The sequence below is a fragment of the Amycolatopsis sp. NPDC058986 genome, assembly GCF_042741125.1.
In the GTDB taxonomy this organism is placed as follows: Bacteria; Actinomycetota; Actinomycetes; order Mycobacteriales; family Pseudonocardiaceae; genus Amycolatopsis.
On sequence record NZ_JBHYJW010000097.1, the window covers coordinates 14,586 to 22,934 of the forward strand.

General features: G+C 66.5%; 12 protein-coding genes and 1 pseudogene. 11 read left to right on the forward strand and 2 right to left on the reverse strand.

The features are described 5' to 3' along the window. Positions 1–169: 169 nt before the first annotated feature. A pseudogene (locus ACFW0G_RS43350) lies at positions 170–415 on the reverse strand (WhiB family transcriptional regulator); the annotation flags it as partial. Beyond that, positions 412–660 (reverse strand): hypothetical protein, encoded by a 249-nt coding sequence (locus tag ACFW0G_RS43355; protein WP_378331402.1) that lies wholly within the window; start codon positions 658–660, stop codon positions 412–414. The pseudogene ACFW0G_RS43350 and the gene ACFW0G_RS43355, both read right to left, overlap by 4 nt. A 194-nt stretch (positions 661–854) precedes the next feature. Here ACFW0G_RS43355 and ACFW0G_RS43360 point away from each other — a divergent pair, with 194 nt between their 5' ends. From ACFW0G_RS43360 to ACFW0G_RS43410, 11 genes are all read left to right on the forward strand, one after another. After that, positions 855–1,601, forward strand: a complete 747-nt coding sequence (locus ACFW0G_RS43360; protein ID WP_378331403.1) for a GntR family transcriptional regulator — start codon at positions 855–857, stop codon at positions 1,599–1,601. Beyond that, positions 1,571–2,230, forward strand: coding sequence for a GNAT family N-acetyltransferase (locus tag ACFW0G_RS43365; RefSeq protein ID WP_378331404.1), 660 nt, complete (start codon positions 1,571–1,573; stop codon positions 2,228–2,230). Before ACFW0G_RS43360 ends, ACFW0G_RS43365 begins: the two co-directional genes overlap by 31 nt. Before the next feature lie 230 nt (positions 2,231–2,460). Next, on the forward strand, positions 2,461–3,447 hold the full coding sequence (locus ACFW0G_RS43370) for a helix-turn-helix domain-containing protein (protein ID WP_378331405.1): 987 nt from the start codon (positions 2,461–2,463) through the stop codon (positions 3,445–3,447). 128 nt (positions 3,448–3,575) lie between these two features. Continuing rightward, positions 3,576–3,857 (forward strand): type II toxin-antitoxin system Phd/YefM family antitoxin, encoded by a 282-nt coding sequence (locus ACFW0G_RS43375; protein WP_378331406.1) that lies wholly within the window; start codon positions 3,576–3,578, stop codon positions 3,855–3,857. Continuing rightward, positions 3,854–4,120 carry a type II toxin-antitoxin system RelE/ParE family toxin gene (locus ACFW0G_RS43380; RefSeq protein WP_378331407.1) on the forward strand — a complete coding sequence of 89 codons (267 nt, stop codon included), beginning with the start codon at positions 3,854–3,856 and terminating at the stop codon, positions 4,118–4,120. Before ACFW0G_RS43375 ends, ACFW0G_RS43380 begins: the two co-directional genes overlap by 4 nt. Positions 4,121–4,140: 20 nt before the next feature. After that, positions 4,141–4,308, forward strand: coding sequence for a hypothetical protein (locus tag ACFW0G_RS43385; RefSeq protein WP_378331408.1), 168 nt, complete (start codon positions 4,141–4,143; stop codon positions 4,306–4,308). 174 nt (positions 4,309–4,482) lie between these two features. Next, positions 4,483–4,713 (forward strand): hypothetical protein, encoded by a 231-nt coding sequence (locus tag ACFW0G_RS43390; RefSeq protein ID WP_378331409.1) that lies wholly within the window; start codon positions 4,483–4,485, stop codon positions 4,711–4,713. A 9-nt stretch (positions 4,714–4,722) separates the two neighbouring features. Beyond that, a complete protein-coding gene (locus ACFW0G_RS43395) occupies positions 4,723–5,586 on the forward strand; it encodes a hypothetical protein (RefSeq protein ID WP_378331410.1) in 864 nt (287 codons plus the stop codon). A gap of 148 nt (positions 5,587–5,734) precedes the next feature. After that, on the forward strand, positions 5,735–6,250 hold the full coding sequence (locus ACFW0G_RS43400; RefSeq protein ID WP_378331411.1) for a hypothetical protein: 516 nt from the start codon (positions 5,735–5,737) through the stop codon (positions 6,248–6,250). A 345-nt stretch (positions 6,251–6,595) separates the two neighbouring features. Beyond that, positions 6,596–7,510 (forward strand): hypothetical protein, encoded by a 915-nt coding sequence (locus tag ACFW0G_RS43405; protein WP_378331412.1) that lies wholly within the window; start codon positions 6,596–6,598, stop codon positions 7,508–7,510. Between the two features lie 31 nt (positions 7,511–7,541). Further along, positions 7,542–7,757, forward strand: coding sequence for a hypothetical protein (locus tag ACFW0G_RS43410; protein WP_378331413.1), 216 nt, complete (start codon positions 7,542–7,544; stop codon positions 7,755–7,757). Positions 7,758–8,349 lie beyond the last annotated feature (592 nt).

Here is an 8,349-nt window from a genome sequence, read left to right on the forward strand (position 1 = left end):
CGAAGACCTCGGCCGGGATGTCGTCGAGCACCACGGTGTGGGCACCTTCGACGACCTGCAGGTGGTGCAGCACCTTGGCCAGCACGGTGCGCGCGCCGCCAAGGCCCTGCTTGGTGTGCGGGATCCGCGGGGCGGGCGGCTGCAGCTCGCCGACGCGGATCCGCTCCTGACGCTCGCGGGCAGCCTGCTCGCGCAGAGCACGACGCTCCTGCTCGGTGGTGCCCGCCCAGATACCGAACGGCTCGTTCGGGACGGCGTAGCGGGCGCAGTCCTCGAGCACCGGGCACCGGACGCAGACCGCGCGGGCCTGGGCGACCTGGGCCTCGAACGCCGGGCCGGTCGTGGCGACCGGGAAGAACAGCTCCGGATCCTCGTCGCGGCACGCGCCGTGACCCTCGAAGTCGGGGAAGCTCATGCCGCCACCGCCTCGTCGTCGAAGGACACCACGACGAGGTCCGCGACGGGCTCGACCAGGGGCAGCGAACCCCCGAGAACCCCCGCGACAGTCGCCGTCATCTCGCGCATCCCGACGCTCGAACCAACCAACTGGACGCCCGCCCGACGCGCGCCGATCAGCTCCAGATGAGCCGACGCCAGCAACGCGGCATCCTCGACCGAAACCGGGGCGAACCTCTCCTGAACTGCGGAAACGCTCCTCATGCTGGTGATCCCCTTCCCTTGCTGTCTGGCGGGGTTCGGCAGTGAACCCTTAAACACGTTGGACACTTTCGATGTGTCTAATGTGTCCATGACGTTAGCCGGGTCACGCTGCCCGACGCAAGGGTTTTGGGTATATTAGATGCATCGAATACTGTTTTCGCAGGTCAGAGGCTCGAACCTAAGGAGAACCCTCAGTGGCATCGACGGCCGGACAGGCCGCCTACGTCCGCATTGCGGCAGAGTGGGCAGAGAAGATCGACTCCGGAGAGCTTGCGCACGGCGACCCCTTGCCGACTCGCGACGAACTGGCGGAGTCGTACGGCGTGTCCAAGACCGTGATCCGGGATGCGCTGGGGTTGTTGCACCAGGACGGCTACCTAGAGTCGAATACGCGACGCGGGACCCGGGTCTTCCGCTTAAAAAGGTACGACCTGCCAATGTACGTACTCGAAGCCGATGACCGCGGAAAGGATGCTTTTAACGATGCGGTTACAGCTCAGAACGGAGCGCCCTACCAGCATATTCGCGTAGAAACGATCGTGCCGAACTCACACATAAAGGACGGTCTGAACCTCGCTGACGGGGCTTTGGTGCTTGCGCGTCGCCGAATGCGCACTATCGACGGGATACCCTATTGTCTCTGTGACTCGTTCTTTCCATTTGACCTGGTTAAGGGAACCCCGATTGCAGACCCGACAGATATCAAGAGCGGCGGTCGGCACGTTCTTCGCGAATTAGGGGTGGAAATGGTCCGCCATAGTGACAAAATCCGGGGGCGGCGCCCGCACACTCGCGAGATTGCCGAGCTTGAGATCTCAACAGGACTGCCTGTGATCAGGCATGATCGCCTGAGCTACACGGCGGACGGTCTCCCTGTTCGGCTTATGTCTTCGTCGTTCCCGACCGACCGATGGCAGCTCACTTACGAGGTGGAAAAGTGAGTCCAAGCCCGCTGTTAATACACCAGGCAGTTACCGAAAAGGACGCTGCCGAAGCGGTTAAGCTTCTAATCGCGCGCGCCGATTGGCTACAGGACCACGGCAGTGACCAATGGGGTAATTTTCGGGAAAAGAAGGCGGAGCTACTGCATTCTGCACTTAAGAGAACTTGGCTTCTTCGAGAACGAAGCACGGGAAAGGTGGTCGGCACGATCGCATTCGTCGATGCTGACGCGGAATTCTGGACGCCAGAAGAAAGAGAGGTGCCTTCGGTTTACGTTGCAAAGCTCGCCACGGCTCCGGAAGCAACCGGCCAGGGCCTTGGACACGTTCTACTGGGCTTCGCCATGTACAGCGCCTACCTGGACTGGCGCTCACAGGAAGTCAGGTTCGACGCATGGAAAACATCCCCTGAGCTGCACCGATACTACGAACACGCAGGCTGGACTCACCTGCGAACCGTCGATCTTCCCCACAGACGATCCGGCGCGCTCTTCAGCCGCCCTGTCGACCGAACCAGGAGCAACGAACTACCTGTCGGGCTGGAGATCGCCCCATACCTGCCGAACTGGAAGCCGAGGGAAGGCAAAGATCTCTCCGGAGAACTTTGGTACGGCGGCAACGGTGAGTAGCCCCCGACCGCGGACCGCAGCTCGTTGGCTGACACGCCAGGCGGCCAGATCCCGCAGGACACCGCCCGTACGCGGGATTATCTGACCCTAGACAAGACGAAAGCCCCCGGTGGTTTGGCGGCCGTGGGGGCTTCGTACCGAGACGCAAAAGCTCGACACGTGCAGCGTACGGCACTTCGGTGGCCGTGCGCATCCCCTTGAGGGGCGTGTCGGGTCGAGAGGACAGACACGTGAGCAACGAGGCCCAGGGCCTTGTGCGGAATCTGGCCATGTCGGCGCCGCACAAGCCAATCTTGATGGCGTATGCCAACTACGCGGATGAGTCCGGCTACTGCTGGCCGGGGATCGACACGATTGCGTGGGACACCGGTTACAGCGAACCCACGGTGAAGCGCGCCCGGCGCGAGCTGATCGACGACGGATGGATGGGCAGCAAGCGCCGCTTCGGCAGCTCGGCCGCTACCCGGCTGAACCTGGTGAAGATCGCGGCGGCCGCCGTCGACCGTGGCGACCGAACCCGGCTGAACCATGACATCGAGTTCGCGCGCGACGAGAACGAATCCGCAGGTCGAGCACGAACAGATCAGAGCGATCCGAACGCGGCGAAGAGCGGTGCCGGCACTCGCAAATCCGCAGGTCGGAGCCGAAGGGATCAGAGTGATCCGAACGCGGCACGATCAGATCACTCTGATCCCAACGATCAGATCACTCTGATCCCAACGAGGGATCAGAGTGATCCCCTATCCATCACTGATTCGTCAGAAGATCCCTCAGTCGAGACGGAACGAGTGACAGAGGGACGGAGGGAGATCTCCGCGAAGGAAGAACCCGCGGCGCCGCCAGAGTGGGCGCTTCGACTCGTGCTCGATCTCGACTACGGGCAGCGACGGCCGACGACGAAGCATGCGGCGCAGCTGGCACGCCTGGTGGCGGCCGCGCGGGATGAGCACGGGCTGAGCGAGTCCGAAATTCGGCAGCACTGCCGCGCGACGCTGCAGGCCGCGAAGACGTCGCCAGTGCCGTACCTGCTCGGTGGGCTGGCACCGGATCGACTGCCGATGCCGCGCCCGCGTTCGGTCGCCAAGCCGTCGACGTCGACCAGGCCGACGTCGACGGAGACCGCGCCACCCGTCGACAGGCTGCTCGCGAGCGGTACTCAACTCGACTTCCTGCCGTCCCGCCTGCGCGGCAACACAACGCCCCAGAAAGGCCGCTGAGGCCTCCATGAGGCCGTATCCGCCTTCCCGGTCGTCCAAGCCGCCAGGAGGTCGCCTACGGCGCTCTCGAAGCCGTTTCTGCGACTGCGTACCTGGTGTACAGGCTGTACAAGTCGTACACTTGGTACATGACCGCTGCACATGAGGAGTTCGACGTGCCCGTAAGCGAAGCTCGCGGCGAGCTGGGCAGGCTGACCGACCAGGTCCGCGCGGATGGCCGCGTGGTGTACCTGACGCGCAACGGCGAACGCATCGGCGCGCTCGTCGACCCCGCCGTCGCGGCGCGGCTGGAGGAGCTGGAAGACGCGTACTGGTCGCAGCGCGCCGCGGCCGCGCTCGCCAGCGGCGAGCCGACCATGTCCTGGGACGAGGCCGTGGCGCGACTGGAGACCGGGGACGTCGACGCGTGACGTACTCGATCGAGGTCACCCGCGAGGCCTTCCGCGCGCTGGTCAAGCTCGACAAACCAGTCCGCCGTCGCCTGCAGGCCGCCATCGACGACCTGCAGCGCGAGCCCCGGCCGCACGGCGTGGTTGCGCTCAAAGGGCACCACGGCGCGTTCCGGATCCGCGTCGGCGCCTACCGCATCGTGTACACGATCGACGACGGCCGCCTGGTCGTCGTCGTGGTCGACCTCGGACACCGCAGCGAGATCTACCGCGATCTGCACTGAGGACGCGATTTACTGGACACATGCGAATCGACCAGGACCAGATGCGCGGACCCGGCATCCACGAGAGCGAGGCCGAACGGCTGTTGAACGAGGATGAGGCCACCGCGACCGCGGCGGCCGCCGTGCGCGCCCAGCTCGCCGTCGCGGCCGCGCTCAACCGCATCGCCGACGCGATGGAAGGCCGATGACGAGCAGGCGACCGCAGGGGGCGTGACAACGTCGGGGTGGCGCGGGCGCGACCACTCCGAGCAAGTTCGGAAGTTCGGAAGTTCGGGGGTTCCGATCTTCCGAACTTCGGCGTAGCGTGGTTCCGGCAGAGATACCCACGCGACCAGCTCAACCTCCCGGGGAGGGAAACCGGCATGAGCACCACACCCGAAGCGATCGTCAAGGCACTCCAGGGCATCGACACCGTCGAGGAAGGCGCCGAATACCTGCGCGCCCAGCGTCTGGACAAGGACGGCCTGGTGGCCGTCGCCCACGCGGCACTGCTGACCCGTATCGAGCACCTGAGCAAACCGAAGCTCATCGACAGGATTCTCAACCAGACGATCACTGCCCGGCTGAAGTTCGCAGGCCTGCGGAAGTGGTGACGATTGCCAATGTGCCGATCCCTCGCCGAAGGCGGCCGGAGATGCCCGCACGCTGACGGCCGCGCCAAAGCCCGCCAACGTCAGCGCGTCCGCCGCGCCCGCCGTGCCCTGGCCGCGGCCCGGCTCACGGGCGACTCCGTCGCCATTGCCACGGCCGAAACGAAGCTGCGCGGCCTGGGCATCACCACGACGCCCGCGCCCACCGTTCCTCCCGTAGCGAAAGTGCCGGCACCCGCCGCCCCCGCACCGCCGATCGAGGAGCAACCCGTGCCCGAACCCGTCTCCGGCACCCCGTCTGCCGCGCCGATCTTGGCCAACGAGTGGGGCGTTGCCTCCGCTCACGTCGCCCGCATCTGCTACCACACCGACGGCGCGATCGGGACCGCCGTCGACCGGATGGGCGCGGATGCCCACATGGACGTCGACGGCGAACCGCTCGCCAACCGTCTCGGCTTCATCGCCACGAAGGTCGTCGCCGGAACCCTCACCGCCCAGGAAGGCCTCAACCAGTACAAGGCCCTCCGGGACCGGCTACCCGAATCCAGCGCAGCACGCCGCATCCTGAACGTGACCCTGATGCGCCTCGACCGGCCCGCGCCGAAGGTCGACCTTCCGACCGGAACTCCCGAACCCCTGCAGCAACTGGCGCGCGATCTGCTGACCGTGCCGGTTGTCCGGAGCGAACCCCACGTCGAGCTGCAGGCCCTGCAGGAACTCGCGCAGCGCGCCGCGGCGGGCCAGCTCCGCGGCGGCCACCTGGCACGCGAGGTGCGATGGCTGACCGACAAGCGCCACGAAAAGGACGGCGACGTCGGCAAGACCGAGATCGACCGCCACGTGCGGACAGCCTTCACAGCACTCGGCGGCCGGTAGGCCGCGAGCCTTCCTCACGCCGCTGGACACATCCCCCGAGGGACGTGTCCAGCGGCATCGACAAGCAGAACGCAACGGGTGAATACGCCGTATTCACCCGGGGACGTGACGCCCCACGACCAGACGCTTTCGCAACGGAGGAGACCGGATGTCGATCTGGCAGACCGTGATCACCGTCATCAGCACACTGACCGGCACCGTGCTGGGCAGCGTGCTGGGCAGCGTCCTCAAAGGCCGGGCGGACGCCGCCGCCCGCGTGCACGACTGGCAGGTGACGGTCGTGAACGTCTTCGGCGACCTGATGAACACCCTGGAACGGCACTACGTCGCAATGTGGGACCTGGAAGCGGCCCGGATCCGCGGGAACCAGGACGAGGTCGACGCCGCGCTCGCCGCGTCGCTGACCACCCGCGAGGCGATCACCCGACCACGCGCCCAGCTCGTCGTCCTGGCGCCAGCACTGCGCCCGCACATCGACCAGGCCACGCACGCGGTGTACACCATGGACACCGCGACGGACGACGAGGCCAACCGCACGACAGAACGACTGGAAGCCCGGCGCAGGACGGCGAAAGCCGCACTCCAGAATCTGGAGACCACGACGGCCGCGCTCATGGGCAACCTCGGCGCAGGCCTGTCCATGCCCAAGGAGGTGCAACGATGACGCTCTACGGCCCGCACTGCTCACATGACGAGTGCTCATGGATGGAGTGCGAGGACAGCCAGTACGAGTCGCCGTGCCAGGAACAAGACACGTGCCCTCGATGTGGTCCAGACAGCCCGGACTGGCCGAGGTTCGCGCGGAACATGGAAACGTTCCTTCGTAAGCGATACGGCACGGTCGACGAAGGCGAACTGCGCGCGAAGCTGCGTAACCCGGACGTTGATTACTCGAACGTCTTTCGATATGCCCGACTGCTGAGGGACAACGGCTACCCCAGGTAGAGCACTCCAATCCCGCGCCCCGGATTACTGCCGCCTGACCACGGTCAGGCGCACACTGGTCCACATGGGATCGATCTTCGACCGCGCCGAACAACGCGCCCACGAGATCGAAGCGCGGCGGCGCCGCTGGGCCGTGCTGGAACGCGCCGCCCGACTCCACGCGCTCGGTGCGGCTGCGGCGATCGCCGTCCTGGCGTGGTGGTTGTCCGGCTGGGTGACGTGGCCGTGGCTGGTCGGCCTGGGTGTCCTCGTCGTGGCCGCGCTGCTCGGTCTCTGCCGGCGCCTGGCCCCGGCGCAGCTGCTTACCCTCGCCCTGCTCGCCGTCGACGTCGTCCTGCTCACCCAGGTCCGCGTCTGGTGGTGGGCGGTGCTCGTCGGCAGCGCGCTCACCGCGGCCGCCGTGCTCGCCGCGGTCCGGCTGCGGTTCCGCACCCGCCGTTGGCAGATCGTCACCGCCCTCGTCGTCGGCCCGGTCCTGCTCGCCACCGGTGTGGTCATGCTCGCCGTCGAGGCCTCCGAACGAGACGTCGCGGCGCAGGTCGCGCTCGACCAGGCCCACGACGAGGCGATCGCGCGGACCCTTCCTCGCACCCCGAATGCCCTCGTGCACGACTTGGCGCAGTCCGTCGCCACCGGCGGTACGACGCGGATCTGCGTCGCGTTCGCTCCGGCCGCGGCGGCGCAGTTCGCCGCCGCCCACCACGCCCCCGACTGCCTGGGCGCCGTCCGCGCGCTGGGCGCCCAGGTCACCGATGCCCGCCGCTACCAGGCTGACCTGTGGATTCCCGCCCAGGCCGTCCAGTACGTCGACCGAACCACGACCGTGGTTGACGCCTGCCAGCTCGACTGGTCCAGCATTTTCGGCGACACCCCGCACCCCGGACCGCCCGGACCCCAGCTCGGGCGCTTCACCCTGACCCAGCAGTACGGCAGCGGCCAGCGCGTCACCGGCTACCGCCCCTGCTCTCTGGGGACGTGACAGGGTTCCAGTGCGGACTACGGTCGAAGTCATGGCCAAGCACACGCACGGTGACCTGCTCGATCTGCGCGAGCAACTGATCGAGGCTGTCCGTCCGCATGTGGCCGAGGCTGCTGGCGTCGATCCGGACCTCTGCGAGGACCGCATCACCGAGGCGTGCGCCAAGGTCGTCACGGAAGTCCTGGAACACCTCGCGGCATGGGGTGACCAAACGACCGAGGTTCTCTCAGCAATTGCCAAGATCTAACCGGCCCGCCCCGGATCCATTCCGGTGGTGGGTCTTTTCGTGGTTGGGGGACGTGACAAGTCGCTGGTCAGGTGTGTGTGGGTGGGGTGATTACGGCGTATTCACCGGCGTAGCCGGGTGGGTGGTTTTGTCGGGTGGTGCCCGGGGTGGTGGGTTCGTGGTGGGGTGGTGGGGTTCGGTGGGGACGTGACGTTGTGCTGGTCAGGGGGGTTCTGGGGGGTTCGGGTCGGGCGGAGCCCGGCGGCGGGGCGAGGGTACCCCCGGGTGTGGCGGGTCCGGGGGTGTGTGGTATGGAGCGCGGAGCGCTAGTGTCCTAATGGGACGGTGTGTTTCTGTTAAAGCCTTGCGTAGCAAGGGTTCCTTTTTGGACGATCGAAAATCCCTTGCGTAGCAAGGGTTTTCGTGAGTCTGCCCTTTGTGGACTGTCCAAAGTGGGCGAACTGGTGAACCGAATTCCGTTGCGTAGCAACGGTTTTCGGTGGACTAGACCACTGCGGTACGGCGCGCGGAGCGCCGCCGTTGGGCAAGCGGAGCGCGGCCGAGGTGGCGGGACTCTTCTGAATCGGTGCCGAAGACGTGGCGACGCTGGTCA

What these genes read in the sequence shown, in the direction of transcription:
- ACFW0G_RS43355 (WP_378331402.1), bottom strand. Translation starts at nt 660, where the DNA reads ATGAGGAGCGTTTCCGCAGTTCAGGAGAGGTTCGCCCCGGTTTCGGTC.
- ACFW0G_RS43365 (WP_378331404.1), top strand. Translation starts at nt 1,571, where the DNA reads ATGGCAGCTCACTTACGAGGTGGAAAAGTGAGTCCAAGCCCGCTGTTA.
- ACFW0G_RS43375 (WP_378331406.1), top strand. Translation starts at nt 3,576, where the DNA reads ATGACCGCTGCACATGAGGAGTTCGACGTGCCCGTAAGCGAAGCTCGC.
- ACFW0G_RS43385 (WP_378331408.1), top strand. Translation starts at nt 4,141, where the DNA reads ATGCGAATCGACCAGGACCAGATGCGCGGACCCGGCATCCACGAGAGC.
- ACFW0G_RS43390 (WP_378331409.1), top strand. Translation starts at nt 4,483, where the DNA reads ATGAGCACCACACCCGAAGCGATCGTCAAGGCACTCCAGGGCATCGAC.
- ACFW0G_RS43395 (WP_378331410.1), top strand. Translation starts at nt 4,723, where the DNA reads ATGTGCCGATCCCTCGCCGAAGGCGGCCGGAGATGCCCGCACGCTGAC.
- ACFW0G_RS43400 (WP_378331411.1), top strand. Translation starts at nt 5,735, where the DNA reads ATGTCGATCTGGCAGACCGTGATCACCGTCATCAGCACACTGACCGGC.
- ACFW0G_RS43405 (WP_378331412.1), top strand. Translation starts at nt 6,596, where the DNA reads ATGGGATCGATCTTCGACCGCGCCGAACAACGCGCCCACGAGATCGAA.
- ACFW0G_RS43410 (WP_378331413.1), top strand. Translation starts at nt 7,542, where the DNA reads ATGGCCAAGCACACGCACGGTGACCTGCTCGATCTGCGCGAGCAACTG.